This is a genomic window from Ornithinimicrobium avium (assembly GCF_003351765.1).
Lineage (GTDB): Bacteria > Actinomycetota > Actinomycetes > Actinomycetales > Dermatophilaceae > Ornithinicoccus > Ornithinicoccus avius.
On the sequence record NZ_CP031229.1, the window covers coordinates 2,452,727 to 2,468,892 of the forward strand.

At 66.1% G+C, this 16,166-nt stretch carries 15 protein-coding genes; 12 read left to right on the plus strand and 3 right to left on the minus strand.

The annotated features are described in order from the left end of the window. Positions 1-62: 62 nt before the first annotated feature. Positions 63-296 carry a ribbon-helix-helix domain-containing protein gene (locus tag DV701_RS11215; RefSeq protein ID WP_114928379.1) on the plus strand — a complete coding sequence of 78 codons (234 nt, stop codon included), beginning with the start codon at positions 63-65 and terminating at the stop codon, positions 294-296. Between the two features lie 2 nt (positions 297-298). After that, positions 299-619: a type II toxin-antitoxin system PemK/MazF family toxin gene (locus tag DV701_RS11220; protein ID WP_114928380.1), complete on the plus strand. Its 321-nt coding sequence runs from the start codon at positions 299-301 to the stop codon at positions 617-619. 227 nt (positions 620-846) lie between these two features. Here the strand turns inward: DV701_RS11220 and DV701_RS11225 are convergent, their stop codons facing one another. Further along, complete coding sequence (locus tag DV701_RS11225) at positions 847-1,551, minus strand: DUF6308 family protein (protein WP_162802982.1); 705 nt, start codon at positions 1,549-1,551, stop codon at positions 847-849. Positions 1,552-1,788: 237 nt separating this feature from the next. Here DV701_RS11225 and DV701_RS11230 point away from each other — a divergent pair, with 237 nt between their 5' ends. Then, positions 1,789-2,154, plus strand: a complete 366-nt coding sequence (locus DV701_RS11230) for a hypothetical protein (RefSeq protein ID WP_162802983.1) — start codon at positions 1,789-1,791, stop codon at positions 2,152-2,154. A 1,127-nt stretch (positions 2,155-3,281) separates the two neighbouring features. Here the strand turns inward: DV701_RS11230 and DV701_RS11235 are convergent. Both DV701_RS11235 and DV701_RS11240 read right to left on the minus strand, forming a co-directional pair. Then, on the minus strand, positions 3,282-4,367 hold the full coding sequence (locus tag DV701_RS11235) for an IS630 family transposase (protein ID WP_114928383.1): 1,086 nt from the start codon (positions 4,365-4,367) through the stop codon (positions 3,282-3,284). A 262-nt stretch (positions 4,368-4,629) separates the two neighbouring features. Then, positions 4,630-5,553: a tyrosine-type recombinase/integrase gene (locus tag DV701_RS11240; RefSeq protein ID WP_114928384.1), complete on the minus strand. Its 924-nt coding sequence runs from the start codon at positions 5,551-5,553 to the stop codon at positions 4,630-4,632. Between the two features lie 183 nt (positions 5,554-5,736). Here DV701_RS11240 and DV701_RS11245 point away from each other — a divergent pair, with 183 nt between their 5' ends. The 9 genes from DV701_RS11245 (at position 5,737) to DV701_RS11285 (ending at position 16,144) form a co-directional block, all read left to right on the plus strand. Then, positions 5,737-6,342, plus strand: coding sequence for a hypothetical protein (locus DV701_RS11245; RefSeq protein WP_114928357.1), 606 nt, complete (start codon positions 5,737-5,739; stop codon positions 6,340-6,342). A 191-nt stretch (positions 6,343-6,533) separates the two neighbouring features. Next, on the plus strand, positions 6,534-6,797 hold the full coding sequence (locus DV701_RS11250; protein ID WP_114928356.1) for a type II toxin-antitoxin system Phd/YefM family antitoxin: 264 nt from the start codon (positions 6,534-6,536) through the stop codon (positions 6,795-6,797). Next, on the plus strand, positions 6,794-7,057 hold the full coding sequence (locus DV701_RS11255; protein ID WP_114928355.1) for a type II toxin-antitoxin system RelE family toxin: 264 nt from the start codon (positions 6,794-6,796) through the stop codon (positions 7,055-7,057). The genes DV701_RS11250 and DV701_RS11255 overlap by 4 nt, the downstream gene beginning before the upstream one ends. Before the next feature lie 105 nt (positions 7,058-7,162). Continuing rightward, positions 7,163-8,728 (plus strand): IS1380 family transposase, encoded by a 1,566-nt coding sequence (locus DV701_RS11260; protein WP_114926649.1) that lies wholly within the window; start codon positions 7,163-7,165, stop codon positions 8,726-8,728. A gap of 1,074 nt (positions 8,729-9,802) precedes the next feature. Beyond that, positions 9,803-10,957, plus strand: coding sequence for a hypothetical protein (locus DV701_RS11265; RefSeq protein WP_162802984.1), 1,155 nt, complete (start codon positions 9,803-9,805; stop codon positions 10,955-10,957). Between the two features lie 91 nt (positions 10,958-11,048). Then, complete coding sequence (locus DV701_RS11270) at positions 11,049-11,240, plus strand: hypothetical protein (protein ID WP_114928386.1); 192 nt, start codon at positions 11,049-11,051, stop codon at positions 11,238-11,240. Next, positions 11,230-13,644 (plus strand): coiled-coil domain-containing protein, encoded by a 2,415-nt coding sequence (locus tag DV701_RS11275; protein WP_162802985.1) that lies wholly within the window; start codon positions 11,230-11,232, stop codon positions 13,642-13,644. The genes DV701_RS11270 and DV701_RS11275 overlap by 11 nt, the downstream gene beginning before the upstream one ends. Further along, positions 13,641-14,561 (plus strand): hypothetical protein, encoded by a 921-nt coding sequence (locus DV701_RS11280; RefSeq protein WP_114928388.1) that lies wholly within the window; start codon positions 13,641-13,643, stop codon positions 14,559-14,561. Before DV701_RS11275 ends, DV701_RS11280 begins: the two co-directional genes overlap by 4 nt. Next, the gene (locus tag DV701_RS11285) at positions 14,558-16,144 is read left to right on the plus strand and encodes an SIR2 family protein (RefSeq protein WP_114928389.1); all 1,587 of its coding nucleotides are present in this window, start codon (positions 14,558-14,560) and stop codon (positions 16,142-16,144) included. Before DV701_RS11280 ends, DV701_RS11285 begins: the two co-directional genes overlap by 4 nt. The last annotated feature ends 22 nt before the right edge of the window (positions 16,145-16,166 follow it).

Consider the following 16,166-nt stretch of genomic DNA (forward strand, 5'->3'; position numbering starts at 1 on the left):
CTATTTGGACAGCGGCAAAGTCGTGCATCCCGTTGTGGGATGCGGGATGGTATGCTGAGGGGATGACGACACAGATCGCGATACGGCTCCCTGATGAGATGGTTCGCTTTCTGGACCGGAGCGTGGCCAGTGGCAAGGCTCCCAGTCGAGCCGCGCTGGTGGCCGCAGCCCTAGAGCGCGAGATGCGCCTGCAAGCCGCGCAGCAGGACGCCCAGACCCTGAAGAAGAAGGGCACGGCCGATGACCTCGACGAGCTCGTCACCTGGTCCGTAGCCCACGCGACACTGGACGACTGACCTTGCGCGAGATCTGCCTGGCGCGGCTGGATAAGACCCGCCCAGTCCTGGTGCTCACCCGCGACACTGCCCGAGCCGTGATGACCAAGGTGACCGTGGCTCCCATCACGTCGACCATCAAGAGGTTGTCCAGCGAAGTGCCGGTAGGACGTGCCAACGGGCTGGACCACAACGGTGCTGTCTCGATCGACAACGTCCTTACCATCCCCACCGACCTCCTGGGCCGGACGCTGGGCTTCCTCACGCCCGAGCAGGAGCGCCACCTTGCACGAGCCATCGTGCTGGCGTACGACCTCGAGGTGCCGTTGCTGGATGAGCCGTGATCGCACCCTAAGGAACCCAAGGACGACGCCTTCCGATCGAGCTGGAATGGAGAGCGACCAGCGGCAGTTGCGTGCGCCTCCGCGCGACCGTGTCCCTCCATCATAAGCGGCGAAATGACGCACCCCGAAGGGCGACCTCGAAGGAGCGACCTCGAAGGAGCGACCTCGAAGGAGCGACCCGCGGCGGATGATGACGCCTGATGACGCACCGACTAGTTGTCACATGTTCAGTCTTCCTGTGAGGGAGCCTCACGAAGAATCGACTGACCCTCGAGCACCCGTCTGGTGTTGCCACTCCCGTCCATCCAGGCCAGCACGTCGAAGATGCGCAGCGGCGTGACGCATTCCGACAGACCCGAGGCCTGCCGTAGGTGGAGCAGGCGATTCCAGAGGAGGCTTTCTTGGGCGGTGAGTGCCGCATGCAAGGGGCGCCATTGCGAGTTGGCACCACCGAAGACCGCTTGCTTGATGACCGAATCCACGATTGGAACCAGCCGTGGTCTCTTCCGAGCGAGTAGCTTCGTCGCGCGCGTTTCCCCGACGAAGGGAAGCGCGATCAGCGCGCGGTAGAGCGTCCGCACGGACGTGAACGGTTCGACATCTGTGGACGCCAATGTAACGAAGTCGAGGTCGGGCCCCACCTGCTCGAGCAACACCTCAAATCGCCGACGCTGTGAGTCGACAAGTTCGATTGCCGAGCGTGGATGGATCGGGGCAGAGAGGAAGGAGCAGGCCAGCAAGTCATCAGAGGTGAACGTGTTACCACTGGCTGCTCGCGTCCCACTCGGATCGAACGTGTCCCACACACCTCCGGTGAAGCCCGTGTCCTTCCCGGAAAGGGGCGAGAAGTAGGCGGTCAGCACTGCCACGGCGTCCGCTTCACCAGCCTCCGTCAAGCTCGAAGTCAGAGAGATTCCCTCGTAGTAGGTCACGCGCCAACCCAAGCGCACGACGCTGACGAACGCGAGCAGCCGTGCCAAGACATCGCGCATCAGCGACGTCGCTGGCCGAGCACCAAGGCGCTGGCGAGCAGCGCATCCGTCCAGACAATGGTCTGCCAACCGCCGCATGAGGCCGCAGGCGAGCCTCCGCGTGCCGGCTTGTACTGTGTGGTCGGCCAGCGCGACGAGGCGCGGCCCCTAGGCAGGTTCTTGGAGCAGAGGGCAGTCATGAGCATCACCGGCATCCACATTCCGCACGGCGACGAGCCGATGGCTGCGGTCACGGTCAATGAGCGCAACGCGATGTCCTACTACCCCTACGTGCAGGGCGGGCCAGTCGAGGCCGCCTCCGTCACGATGGGCGGTCTCGAGGCGAAAGTCTACGTGAACTCTCGGTACCCCAGCCTGGATGACGGGACAGTCAACCCGCGGGCGTCGGCGCTGTTCGAAATGGCAGGGATCGGGATGTTCGGCGGAGCCATCCGCGGGGATGCTCTGCTGGTCCTCGCCGCAGGGGATGGCTTCTACGAGCGCTCGGTACCCCAGCACGTGGTGAGCGCCCTCCTTGATGCCGACGCGCAGTACATGGCCTGAGCCGAGGCGCAGACGCCACCTGGAGCGGCTGCGGGGTGCTGTCACTTCACGCGGCAGTTGAGTGCGCTTGCTGATCAGTCAGGACGCATCTGACGTTCCCAACGGCCAGTCGTCATCCCTTCGCGGTAAGGCCTAGCCTTCTAGGCGTGAACCCTGAACCCTCAGTTCTAGCAACCCGCGTTCTCGGGCAGCAAGTGCGGCACCTTAAGGACTTTTTCGAGCAGGCATCGTCCATCGTGGACGACCCGCCTTCGCGATCACCGGCAGCTGAGGACCTTGCTCTGGTCCACGGCGCACGCCGATCCGCAGACCTCCAAGCGCTCCGATGGTGGGCCCACCGCGCTGTGAGGCTCGACCTGTCCAGCGCCCTTGAACACCAATTCGGACTGCAAGTGATCCTCGCGAACGAACAACGGCTCTTGCCGCTACCGGCAATGGCGCTAGGGCGATCGATTTACGAGGCGGCTATCAGCGTCTTCTGGCTCGTGGATACGCGAGTGCCAACACAGCAGCGACTTGCCCGTTGGGCCGGCAGATTGCTGCACGACACTCAGGAATCTCCGAACGCCCTAGAGAGTTTCGGCATTTCAGATGTTGCGCGCGTAGAGCGAGAACGTGTCGAAGAAGGACGTGCGCTGGGACAACGGTTGATGCACCGCGCAGGGTTCGAACTGGTAGCCAAGGGCGGCGACCGCAGCGCCGAGACTCGACAAGTCTCGTTCGAGGGGCAAGTTTCTCGTCTAGTACCGAATGTTACTGATTTAGTTCCGACCTTTACTCCCAACCAGCAGTCCTTGTGGCCACTGTTTTCCGGCGCATCGCACAACCGAGGCTGGCTAGTGGCCGGCTTAGAGGGCAACGCCGCCGAAATGCTGGCATCGATTGTGGCACCCCTTCTTGATACCTCGGACGCACTCGTAATCGAATGCGCAAAATACTTCCACTTGGACCCGCGCTCCGCGCTAGACCGAACACATCTTCATCGGCAAGCAGTCCTAAAGCTGGCCCGTCCGCACTCAGGACCTTCGCTGGATTGGGAAGCGTATCGGGTTGCAGGCGGTGCCCCGCCAGTCGCATTCGACTTCTTATAAGGGGAAGTAGACGCCTCGCGTGCCTCTGGCCCGGAGCTAGTGGCTCGTGTTTGAAGTGGTCTGACGGTTGGCTTTCTTGAGGATCTCGTCGGCGGTCTTTGTCCAGACGAAGGGGTGGCAGCGGTCGTTCCAGCCGTCGACGAAGGCGCGGATCTTGGCGTTGAGGTCCTTGACGAATCTGAAGGTGCCGCGGTGGATCGCCTGGCGCTCGATGATGCCGAACCAGACCTCGACGAGGTTGAGCCAGGAGCCGGAGGTCGGGGTGAAGTGGACGTGGATTCGTGGGTTGGCGGCCAGCCAGTCGCGGACCTCGACGCGCTTGTGGGCGGCGTAGTTGTCCATGACCAGGTGCAGCTCGGTCCCGTCGCCGGTGTCGGGGTAGGCGCGGGCGACCTGCTTGAGGAAGGCGAGGAACTCCTGGTGGCGGTGTCGCGCCTTGCAGGCGCCGGTGACTTTGCCGGTGGCGATCTCCAGCGCCGCGAACAGCGTCGTGGTGGCGTTGTGCTTGTAGTCGTGGGTGCGCCGCTCGGGCAGTCCTGGTTGCATCGGCAGCATCGGCGCGGTCCGGTCCAGGGCCTGGATCTGGGACTTCTCGTCCACACACAGCACGATCGCGTTCTCCGGCGGCGCCAGGTACAGCCCGACGACGTCGGTGACCTTGGCGACCAGCTCGGGGTCGGTGGAGAACTTGAACGTCTCCACCCTCCACGGCGCGACCCCGTAGTCGCGCCACGCCTTGGCCACGGTCCCGTTGCTGATGCCCAGGTGGCGGCCCAGCAACCGGGAGGACCAGTGCGTCACCCCGTACTTCTTCGGTGGCGGCCGCAGCGTCTGCGCGACGATCTCCCGGTGGTCGATAGTCCGCGGCCGGCCCGACCGAGGCTCGTCCTCCAACCCGGCGATCCCCTGGGCCGCGTACCGGTTGCGCCAGTCGATCACCGTCGGCCGCGACACCCCCACCTTCGCCGCGATCGAGATGTTCGACACTCCGTCCGCGGCCAGCAGCACGATCCGTGCCCGTTGCGCCAGACCGGCCCGAGCAGAGGAGGACCGGGTCAACCGGGCCAGTTCCTCACGGTCACCATCACGCAACCCCAGCGCCGGGGCAGGTCGATTCGCCATACCCCATCGTCGCAGCCGAGCAACTGTAAATCAACTAACTACACGTTCCACTAGTCCCACGTGCCGCGGGGGGTGTCGCTCGACCCGTCCGGACATGCGTGCCGACTGCGGACGAGGGGTTGTCGCCAAGCATCCGACTCTTGGCGGAGTCGTGATGTATTGACCTCCGACCAGGCGCGAGCGCCCCAACCTGCAGATGGCCCAGAGCGACCGGAGCGATGCTTCCCCAAAGTGGGCGGATCTGACGTAGTCGGCCGCGTACCTATACACCGGCGACGTAGGCGGTGAGGAAGTGGACGCCGTGGCGGTCGAGGTTGCCGCGGGCTCGGTCGTAGTGCTCGGTGGTTCTGGGGTCAGCGTGACGGGCGAGGATCTGGGCGTCGCGCAGGGGCACGCCGGCGTCCAGGGCGTTGGTGATTGCAGCGTGCCGAAGCGAATGGGGGCTGATGTGCCTGGGGATCCTCGCGCTCCTCGCGATGCGCTGCACCATCCGGTAGACGTCACGACGGTCGATCGGTCTCCCGGAGAGCGGTCGCAGGATCAGCGGCCCGGTGGTGCGCTCACCGCGGCAGGCCTCCAGGACCCGCAGGACGGGAACGGTCAGCGGCATGGTGGCGGGCTTGTTGCCCTTGCCAACCAGGTGCAGCACCCGGTGGCCTCGCAGCACGTCGGTGTAGTCCTCGATCCGCACCGCCGCGGCCTCGGAGGCACGCAGCGCGTTGATCCCGAGCAGGTAGGCCAGCGCGCCGTGGTGGACGGAGATCGTCTGGGCGACCTGCAGGAAACGGATCAGCTCCAGCCGGTCCAGGCCCTGGGTGCGCGACTCGTCCCGGTGGACCTTCGGGAGCCGGGCGTACACGGCCGGGTCGGCGGGGATGGTGCCGTCGATGTGGGCGAACCGGAAGTAGCCCCGGACGGCGTGCATCATCGTGTTCACCGAGGAGTCCATCAGGCCGGCGTCCCCGAGGTCACGGATGTAGAGCTCGACGTGGGCTCGCTGTATCCCGACCAACGGGTCCAACCCGTTGGTCCCGCACCAGGCGAACCAGCGACCCAGTTGCGCCCGGTACAGGGCATGCGTGGCCCCGGAATACCGCGCCAGGAACGAGACCGCCGCGAGCTGCGCGGCACTCATCGAGGACGGCTGGAACGGCAGGATCGTCTCGGAGCTGGACGTGGTGGACATGGTCGCCTCCTGCGGCGACCTCGTTGCGCCACTGTCGACGCCCGCCGCCAGCGCGACGAGGCACTGACCCCAACGACGCTACGCCGAACACTGGACCCGCCCGGCGATGAGACGTGCGACGGAGCGCGCGACCTTCCGTCAGACATCGGACCAGCGGAGCTGAGGGGCATAGGGTCGGTCGGCATGGATGCCGACCAGCCAGGTCTCTTTCAGCTGCCCGACCACCAGCCGCAGGTCCCTCCCCAGCCACCGCAGCGCGGGAAGAACCGGCAGGTGTGGCAACTGACCGCCACCGCAGAGGTCACCATCACTGATGCTTCTGCCCTGCAGGCCGCGGCGCGGTCGAACGAGGGCGTCGTGATCGCCGCCTCGGGCGGTGACCTCGGCGTCGAGGAGGCCGAGCGTGAGGCACCGGATGCCGCGCCCGACGATGACGTCTTCGATGCCCTTGCCTGGCTGATCTGGCCCAGCGATGGGCTGGAGGAGGCGGTGGAGGCCGGCGCCTTGCGGATCCTGTCGGTGGAGAGCGAGGCCAAGGGCGGCGACTCCGTCGACCACGGGACGGCGACCTGGAGTGTCACGGTCAAGCTCACTGACGTAGAGGCGTTGCGCCGGTTGGCCGTTCGGGCCTCCCCGGGCGAGGCAACAGAGATCTCGGCCAGCCTGCCGGTGGCCTGGCCACGAGCATGCGACCCGTTCGCGCCGCTGCGCTCGATCACCGGAATCACCTGGAGGCCGGGAGGAGTCGGCGTCGAGCACTGCCCCGCCAAAGCTGGCCGGAGCCACTGAGGCCACGGCGAGCTGGACTTCCTCTCCGGGGCCGCTACCGTCCATACCTACTCGCGGCGAAGTGATGCGGTCTCCTGATGACGTGACCCGCCGCGACGCTGGGGTGCTGCTGGGGTGCTGCCCTACCCGACAGAAGTGCGCCAACTAGGCTCTATTGTACAAAATCGCGGTTTATGAGATACCGTTGATCCATGAGAGAGATCACTGTCAGCGACGCCCGAGCTCGACTGGCGGATGTCGTCGATGCCGCCCGCATCGGGCACGACCCGATCTACCTGACCCGTCGTGGCCGGCGGGTGGCTGCCGTGATCGATGCCAACGATCTGGACGGGTTGATCGCAGCCGCGGAGGACCTTGCCGACATCGAGGCCGCCCGGGCCGCCCGAGCCGAGCTGGACGAGGGCGAGACTGCCATCCCGTGGGATCAGGTCAAGGCCGACCTCGGCCTGGCATGACATATCGCGTCGAGGTCGCGCCTGCCGCGGTGCGCCAGCTGCGTAAGCTCAACCCAGATGCGCGGCGCCGCGTGCAGGCAGCGGTCGAGCTGCTCGCGGACCAACCCCGGCCCAATGCGGCGAAGAAACTCGTCGGTGGAAACGGTGAGTGGCGGGTTCGCACTGGCGACTACCGCATCATCTACGAGATCCGCGACGACGTCCTTCTCGTCCTGGTCGTGGCCGTCGGCCACAGACGCGACATCTACCAACGTCGCTGACGATCCACCGAGTCCCACTACGCCGGCGCAGGTCCGCTCGCGGCGGTAAGCCTGGAGTATTCACTAGGGGAGTCGGGCAGGGCCGGTAAGTAGCGTGTCGCGGGGGTGAGGGTGTCCCTGACCTGGGAGAATACGGATTGTCTAGATCTGGATTCATACCCGGGAAGGGACACCCTCAAGGTGAAGCGTACAAGCGGGACGGCTGCTGCTGAGGCAGCCTGGTCGAAGAGCCTGCTGGTGAAGGCGGAAGGCGCTGGGACGGTGGCGCACGCGGGGGTGGTGCTGCCCCGGCTGCTGGCCGACCGGGTCGGGCTCACGGGCGCGTTCCGGGACGTGCTCGCCCGGCGTGGCTTCCGCCCGGGCCGGGACCGTGGCCGGGCGGTCACGGACACGGTCGCCGCGTTGGCGTCCGGGGCGCGGTGCCTGAGCGACGTGGAGGCGATGACCGCCCAGGTCGAGCTGTTCGGCCCGGCCGGTGGGGCCAGCGACACCACGGTGCTGCGGGTGCTGGGTGAGTACGCCGACCGACTCGGTGAGGACGGGCTGGCCGGGCGGGCGTTGGCGCGGGCCACCGCCAAGGTCCGCTCCCGCGCCTGGGAGCAGATCGTGGCCCGGCACGGGAGGCTGCCCGCGGTTCGGGTCGCCGGCAAGGACCTGACCCGCCCGGGCCGGGGTGAGGACGTGCCGGTGCTGGTGATCCGTCTGGACGCGACGGTGATCGCGGCCGCCTCGGCCAAGGAGGGCGCGGAGGCGAACTACAAGGGGTTCGGCTTCCACCCCCTCACCGCGTGGTGCTCGAACACGGGCGAGAACCTGGCGATGATGAACCGGGTCGGGTCGGCCGGCTCGTTCACCGCCGCCGACCACGTGAAGGTGCTGGACGCGGCGCTGGCCCAGGTGCCCGCGGCGCACCGCCGCGAGGTGCTGGTGAGCGTGGACGGGGCCGGTGCCTCCCACGGCCTCGTCGAGCACCTGGACGCCCTGAACACCGCTGGTCAGCACGGGCGACGCGGGCGAGGGGTGGAGTACTCCATCGGGTGGCCCGTCGATGCCCGCACCCGGTCCGCGATCGAGGCTACCGGCGAGGGTGACTGGTCAGCGGGGCTGACCGCGACCGGTGGGGCCGAGGAGCACGCGCAGGTCGTGGAGCTGACCGGGCTCCTACGACACAGTCACACCGGTGACCTGCTGTCGGGGTGGCCGGGCGACATGCGGATCTTCGCCCGCCGCACTCCGCGCTCACCCGGGGAGCAGGCGCAGCTGGGGCAGGACCCGAACTGGCGCTACGGCGCGTTCGCCACGAACACGCCCACCGGTCAGGTCCAGCACCTGGACGTCCGGCACCGCACCCAGGCGCACGTGGAGGACCGGATCAAGGAGCTCAAGGCCTGCGGGGCCACCCGGCTTCCCTCGACCTCCTACGACCGCAACAGTGCCTGGCTGCACCTGGCCGCCCACGCCGTCACCGTGCTGGCCTGGCTGCGGCTGCTCGCCCTGGAGGATGACCTCGCCGTCGCCGAGCCCAAGGCCCTGCGGTTCCGGCTGCTGTCCGCACCAGCCCGATACGTGCGCCACGCCAGGAAACGGGTGCTGAAGATCCCCACCGGATGGGCCTGGGCCACCCACCTCGCCGACGCGTTCGACCGCCTCCGCGCACTGCACCCGGCCTGACGACAGTGTCCTTGTCCACCCACCACCCCAGCACACCCGAGCAGTGGAACCCGGCGCCCACCCGAGCGGATCGGGCCCCGACCCTGCCCACCGCCACCGCGGCCACCCGGCGCGGACCGCGACACGAACTCAGGACCCCACATCACCGCCGTGAATCATCGAGGTAAGACGCACCCTGTGACGCCAGCCGCCTGCTGTCACCGGCCTAAATCCCGACCTGGTCCCGGCTCTCGTTCTGGATCTAGATCCGGAACCTGTTCGAGATGCGGCCCGCCAGCTCGCAGTGACTACCGTCTCGCCGGTGGCGGCATTCCGGGCGCCTGCGTGGTACTCCTCCGTGGGGCCAGGACTGATCACCGAGGAGGCATTCCTTGTCTGGCTGAGCCAGGACGGTCTTGTGCCGTTGCCTCCTCAAGACGAGCTCGCGGCCGCGGGTCGTGCGCTGGCGGCGGCCGACGTGACACCGCCGAAGGACAGGATGATGAACTGCACGGTGCGCCCGGCGCAGTTCGTCATACGGGTTCCTCGACCTCGATATCCTGTCCTGGTCCTCGCAACTGATGAGCCGGGCTCTACCGCGACGGGCGAACCTCAGCGAAGTAGGCACCTCCGAGCGCGTCACCTGACCATGCGTATCGTCGACCACGGAATCTGGCACGCACCTGCGGAAACGACCGGCGGCCGCGGCACATCAGAGAGCAGAAGTAGCACCAGCCCCCTGCCCTGTCACCCGGCGTTGCTGCCGTTAGCGGTACACCGTGGCGGCGGGGCCCTACGCCGTGGTGCAATAGCCTCATGCCCGTCGCAAGGATCGAAGCAACGTCTGCGGAGACATCACTGGGACCGTCGCTGGAGACGTCCTCAGTCGCGTCTCCCTCCACAGCCGAGTCAGCAAGCGTGGCCGCGAATCTAGGGCGGGGTCCATGGCCCGGCGAGCCCGCCTCGGGCCGCGGCCGCAGCCACGGTACGAGCAGCCATCACGCGTTCGACCGTTGGTTCCGGTATCCCGCTGGATTCGCCACCGACTACGTCGGCCTGCTACTGGATCGCCTGCACGTCGAGAGTGGGACCGTCGTGGACTGCTTCACGGGTTCCGGAGTGACCGGTACTGCCGCACGTGCACGTGGCTTGGGCTTCGCGGGCATCGAGGCCCACCCCCTAATCGCCGAGTTGGCCCGCCTGAAGTTGACGCCATCCGCGACCGGGCAGGCTGTGCGCGACCTCGCTGCGTGCATCGAAGCTTCGGCTGGTCGCGCCATCGCGTCAGCGCCGAATGGATGGCAACGCGTTCTTGCAGAAGAGCCCGACCTCGTGCGGCGCAGTTTTGCCGCGGAGACCCTGTACGCCCTGGTGTCACTGCGCCAGGCGATCGTCTCGCACGCCGACGACCCGGCCGCTGAGTACCTGAAGTGGGCCCTGCTCGCTACGCTGCGCGATGTCGCCGGAGTCAAGGTCGGGTGGCCCTACCAGCGTCCCGGCGTGGCCCGAAAGCCGCGACACACCGACGCCATCAAACGGTTCCAGGTTCGCGCGCAGTTTATCGCCACTGACCTCGACAGCGTCGCCAGTGGTGTGGCCAAGGCCTCAAGCGCCCAGGTCGTTACCGGGGATTCGCGAGATTCTGCAGCGTGGGCAAAACTCTCCGGCTCGGGCATTGCTTGCGTGTCCTCGCCCCCGTACTTGAATAACTTCGACTACGCAGATGCGACTCGACTCGAGCTGTACTTCTGGGGAGAGGTGACGACCTGGGGAGACATGTGTCGAGAGGTCCGGGGTGACATGGTTACGGCTACGACCCAGCAGTCCTCGGTACGCGAGAAGTCCGAGGCTCTCGACGTCCTTCGTGGGCGCTCGGCCAGGCACCCCGACCCGGCTGAGGAAATTGTCGGACTGGCCGAGGAGATGACGAAGGCCAAGAAGGAGAGGCAGAAGCGGTCGAAGGAGTACGACCAGGTGGCGCCCGCCTACTTCGTCGCCATGTGGGACATCCTCCAAAACCTGCACGATTTTCTGGGGGCCGGCTCCAGGGCGGTGTGGCTGGTAGGTGACAGCGCGCCGTACGGCGTGTACATCGACACCCCGCGGCTGATCGGCGAGATGTCAGAGGCCGTCGGCTTCACCTTCACTGAGGACGTGCACCTGCGTGCGCGTGGAGACCGGTGGCGTCAGAACGTCGATCGTCACAATGTCAAGCTCGCCGAGCGCCTCATTGTGATGGAGAAGCCCTAATAAGCGGTGTCACAGTGCCCACGCACCGGCTCCACACGTGGAGACCGTTCTTCGGGCTCAGTCAACGTCGCAGTCCGGTAGGTTTGGAGCCATGAGCGACGAGACGCAGGCATTGCGACTGCTGGGGGAGATGGAGCGTCTCCAGCGCGCGGAAGATCTCGAGCTCGCGGAGCCTTCGCCGACCGCTGCCGCGGACGCTCCGATGACGGCGTTGCTCGCGTCGCTCGTGGAGAACGACTTCGACCTGGGCCGCACGATCGTGGACAGCGCGAATGGCGCTTGAGGTCACAGTCACCGGCTCTCCCACCGGTGGACTGAAGGTCATCAGATACATCCCCGCGATCCGCCCTTGTCGACTCGAAGGCCGCAACGGGATCGGGAAGTCAGCGTTAATTCGCCTCCTAGTGCTTCTCAGCGGGCAGCAGCCCTACCTCGACGAGCCCGCGTCGTGGGCGTCGATGCGACGACTGGTTGGACCGATCACGATCACGTTCCGCGGCCTCGCAGGTGCCGCGTCGGAGGCAAGTGTCCGGCTGACTCCCAACCTTTGGCCCGAGCGTCCTGCCGAGAGGATCGGCGACTGGGTGGGAGAGCTCACGCTGGACGGTGAGGCAACGCCCGTGGCCGAGTTGTTCGACCTCCTCGATGTGGTCCATTTGTCGGGAACCGAGCGCCTTGCGGACACGCTCTCGCAGCAGACCGGCCGTCTCCACAGGTCGCTCAGCGTGGTGAACGCACGCCTGGGCTGCCTTTACGACGCGCGAGCCGACCTGGGTGAGCTGGCCGAGCGTCTGGTGCAGGCGTCGCCTGCACAGGACGCCGCCGACCGCGCCCGCCGCAAGGCGGCACAGGAGCAGCTGACCGACATCGCTGATCGCCTCGACCGCGCACGGCCATTCGCTGATGACCTCACCGAGGCAAGCATGTTTGCCGCGATGGTTGAGGGCGGCAGTGTCGCCGAACACCAAGAGAAGCTGAAGGGCCTCCAACAGCAACTGGAGGAGGCGCACGAGCGTGTACGGCTGGCAGAAGAAGCGCAGGTCAAGGCTCTTGCCGAGCTCAGCCAAGGCAACCAGGTGCAGAAGGCGATTGCCACACGGGAGCGGCGGGTGCAAACACTTGAACGCAACCTCACCAAGCAGCTGGCCCGGCTCTCGGAACTCGCGCCACGACTGGAGGCTGCAGGCCTGCCCTCGGACGCGGAGTCCCTGGGCCCTCGCCAACTACAGACACTCGACCGGGCGATCGAGGCTGCTGCTAGTCGCCAGTACAGGATCCACCTCGCGGCCGCCAGTTCGCACCGCACCCGCGAAGAGAACCAGCTCGTCGACGACGTGCGTGTTGTGCTTGACGACGCGGTCGGGTCCGGGCTCTCCGAAACAGTTCTGGCGCGGGTTCATGACGTTGACATCACCGTCCAAGGGCTACGCTCTGGACTGGGTTATCTGCCCGTCGCGGACAGCGATCTGGAGGAGCTCACTGCAGCCAACCGCGAGCTCGCCGAGCTGCGTGAAGTCGCCGACCTGTACGCGAAGCGCGAGAAGGCCAACCGGGATCGTGACGAGCTGCTCGAGGAGATGCAACAGCTCGACCCGGACGCTGCCGACCATGATGAGCTCCGCAAGCGCGCCTCCAACGCCCGGACGGAGCTTGACGACGCCACCGCTGCCGTCCGCGCCCTCAACATGCGCATCGGCGCGATGAGCCGGGGGGTACTCGGTGACGACGGCGAGGTGATCGACTTCGCGGCTCGACTGACGGAGATCCTCGAGCAGCACAGCGTGGAAGCAGACCAACTGCAGCCGGCACTGTCGGCGGCGCTTATGGAAGTGGCGACGCTGACCCAGGAGGCAAGCGAGACCGAGGCTCGCATTGAGGAACTCGCCCGCAGCGAGCAACGTCGACGCCGCATGCGAAGCTCGCTGAGACGCGAAGCCGCCTCCGACCCGGACACGGCATGGCTAGGCGAACTCGCCAACAAGGTCAACGGAGCACAAAGGGCGACTACTCGTTCGGCCGAGGACATGGCTGAGGATTCATTAACGGACGACGACTGGCCGGACGCCACTTGGCAAGGTCTGGCCAACCATGTGTGCCAGTTTAAGGACACCATGGATCGTCTCGTCGCCGCTGTCGGCGGACTTGAGGCCATCGCGGCTCGCCCCATCTCGGCGCTCGCTGCCACGCCGATGGACTCGGCGGTCAAGGCGGTGGTTGAGGAAGAGGCCCTCCGAGAACTATCCGCGCGGCCGATCGTCGACGCGCTGTTCGATGGTGGGGCGCTGACGCGGGTGAGCTTGGAGGAGGGCGAGTCGACCATCACATGGCACACGCCGGAGGGTGAGTCGCGCACGCGACCGATGTCCGCGTTCTCCTCAGGTCAGCAGGCGCTGGGATTCATGCGTGCGAGGCTTCAGCAGGTCGCCGACGAGGCCCACGAGAACCGCTTGGTGTTCCTAGACGAGTTCGGTGCATTTATCTCCGCTGAACAGCGCCGGCCGCTTGCTGATCTGCTCACTAGCAGCGAGTTGCAGGCGTTGACGGACCAAGTCGTCGTTGTGCTGCCGCTGCAGGCTGACTATGGGGGCGAACTGGACCAGACCACCGGAGAGCTGCACACCCAGTACGAGCGCCGAGCCCGCGACGTCGATGCGCATGGCTACTTCACGGAGAAGTTCCAGGGATGAACCCCGACGAACTGTTCGGCGCCCCAACATGGTTCCCCCCGCTGGAGTGCCAGCGCTGGATACGCGTGCTAAGCCGCACCTGGTTCGCGCTGATGGGCCGGCCGCCGGAGCTGCTCGAGGACGACCTCGACGCGATGGCGGCAGTGTTCGGCACAGGCGTCAGCGCACGCACTCTGAAGGCACGCGTGTACAAACTCCCAGCGGCGGACGAGGAGACCACGGAGCTGCCGGGACAGGTAGCGGTCCTGCTCGACGGAAGTGCGCTCATTACACCCGAGGGTCGCATCCTGCTCGACGTACTGATGCAGCTGCAACGCACCGGCGCGACCGAGATCGACACCGCGTCGCAGTTGCGAGCCCTAAGCGTGGCGACCAACTTGCGCGTGCAATGGCAAGCCACATGGATGCAAAAGCAGTTCAACTCCTCCATTAGCCCGGCGGTGCTGGGAGCCGCCATGTTCTTGCTACTGAACGGATCCGTCGGTGCCGAGCGCGCCCTCTTTTTGGCCAAGGACAAATCCTTCGACATCCGCTTGGGCATGATCGTGCAGCCGCTCATCGCGAGCTTCAGTGAGGCTCTCGGTCGCGACCAGCCCGCCCAGACTCAGGGACTCCGAGGGCACTGGGCCTTCTCGCAGGTATCACGCCTTATGGGACGTGACGTGGCTCGGGACACGACCGCCGAAGGGGCACTAATGTATGTCCGGCCCGGACGACAAGACCACCTGACCCGAGAGGTGGCGTCCAGGCTCAACCGCTTGCAGGACGAACCGCGCGTGCATGTCGCCGTGTTGGACTTCGTCGAGGAGTACCGCCGGCGACGTGGTCCCCTCGCGGCTCTGGGCCAAATGCACGAGGACCCCACCTCCACGCGCCGGATGACCGAGACACTGCTCGGCCGGGCTGGGGCGCTGTGATCGTCCCTCCGGGCCTGGACCTGCTCGCCCGCCTGATACGCGACCACCGCGCCGACCGAGGCGGAGGACCGGCACTCATCCCGTGTCTGCACGAGGAGCTCGACGAGGACATCCCACTGCTGCTAGCCGGAGCCCAAAGAGAAGGCGGACACCTGTACTTCCTCAGCCGTCCCGAAGAAGAGTGGGAATGGCCCAATGGTCCCGTCCACACTGATCGGCGCGACGTGGTCGAAGGCATGCTGGCCGATGCCGGCGAAGCATTGCCTGGGCAGGTGATCATTGAGCTCGACGTCAGCGGTCGGGTCGTGGTTCGACTGAAGGGGCACAGCGCCCCGCTGGAGCCGTCGTTGGTGCCCATCTTGCGCGCTGCAGCTGTGGCAGCTAGCGCCGCCTACGACGAGTTCGACTTCGTCATCCTGACGACCGGTATCGCCACCACCGACGCCCGCCGCCGGATGCTCCTGTGGAACCTGCTCACCATCTCACCCCTGAGCTTAGGGCTGAAGGATCGCCCAAAGACCATAGTCCCGATGGTGGGTAGCACTCTTGATCCCACCTACGATTATCGTCGCCTTCCTTACCTGCGATATGTGGTGCGGTGGGACCGGGTCATTCAGAGATCGCAGGTGGGACGGGCGCAGGAGATTAAAGCGATCGCCGGCATCGGTCCTAGCTCCGGTCCTGTGGTTTTGTTCCTCGGCGCGGGGGCATCCTCCTCGGCTGGCATCCGGCTCGGGAACCACTACCGTGACATTGCACTTGCTGAACTTGTCGGGGACCATCTAGAAGGCCGTGAAGCGGCAGAAGCGTTCTACGACCTGCTGCGTGACCGTGGCCACTTCCTCACCGGTGAGGGCGAGAACAGGGACGTTTTAGTCACTGGGCTGACGCTGGAGCGTGTGCTTCTCGAGACATTCAACTCCCAAGGTTTCCGGCCGCGCGCGGACTCCAAGGTGATTCAGAACCTTATCGCGGACTGTGCCAACGCGTTGCAGTTCATTCGCCCGGGGCGACGCGCGCTACGCGGGCTGGCCGAAGCCTTGAGAGGCGAGTTGATCATCATGACTGTCAACTTCGATCAGCTGGTCGAGGACGGGCTCCCAGTGGACCACAGTGTCTTCTTCCGGCACGAGGACTATGAGGACACGGCGCGCATTGACGACCTCCTGGCTTATGCCGCCGGAGACGCCACCAAGCCCCTGCCGGTCTTGAAACTCCACGGATCGATCGAGGACCCAGAGTCCCTCATCGCCACTATAGATACGACCTCTGCAGGGCTCCACGGCGACGTGATCTCGGCGCTCAACAAGTTGCTCGACGCGACGGACAAGCCGCTGCGATGGGTATGGGTCGGGTGCAGTATGCGCGACCGGGACATGAACCGGTGGCTGACCGGTCTGGGATCTGGGCGGCTCGACGAGTGGTGGGTCGATCCGATGCCAGGAGAATCATTAAATCACTACTACACCGAGGTCCGCGAAGCTCAGTGGAGAGGCGTGGGGTTGAAGCTCGAGGACCGGGTGATCGTGGATAGCGCGGACGGCTTCTTGCAGGACCTTATGAAGCAGATAGAGCAGCGATAACTTGCGCCCGTCGGCGCGAAGT

Coding starts and splice junctions, on each gene's coding strand:
- DV701_RS11215 (WP_114928379.1), top strand. CDS start 63: ATGACGACACAGATCGCGATACGGCTCCCTGATGAGATGGTTCGCTTT.
- DV701_RS11230 (WP_162802983.1), top strand. CDS start 1,789: ATGAGCATCACCGGCATCCACATTCCGCACGGCGACGAGCCGATGGCT.
- DV701_RS11235 (WP_114928383.1), bottom strand. CDS start 4,367: ATGGCGAATCGACCTGCCCCGGCGCTGGGGTTGCGTGATGGTGACCGT.
- DV701_RS11240 (WP_114928384.1), bottom strand. CDS start 5,553: ATGTCCACCACGTCCAGCTCCGAGACGATCCTGCCGTTCCAGCCGTCC.
- DV701_RS11245 (WP_114928357.1), top strand. CDS start 5,737: ATGGATGCCGACCAGCCAGGTCTCTTTCAGCTGCCCGACCACCAGCCG.
- DV701_RS11250 (WP_114928356.1), top strand. CDS start 6,534: ATGAGAGAGATCACTGTCAGCGACGCCCGAGCTCGACTGGCGGATGTC.
- DV701_RS11255 (WP_114928355.1), top strand. CDS start 6,794: ATGACATATCGCGTCGAGGTCGCGCCTGCCGCGGTGCGCCAGCTGCGT.
- DV701_RS11270 (WP_114928386.1), top strand. CDS start 11,049: ATGAGCGACGAGACGCAGGCATTGCGACTGCTGGGGGAGATGGAGCGT.
- DV701_RS11275 (WP_162802985.1), top strand. CDS start 11,230: ATGGCGCTTGAGGTCACAGTCACCGGCTCTCCCACCGGTGGACTGAAG.
- DV701_RS11280 (WP_114928388.1), top strand. CDS start 13,641: ATGAACCCCGACGAACTGTTCGGCGCCCCAACATGGTTCCCCCCGCTG.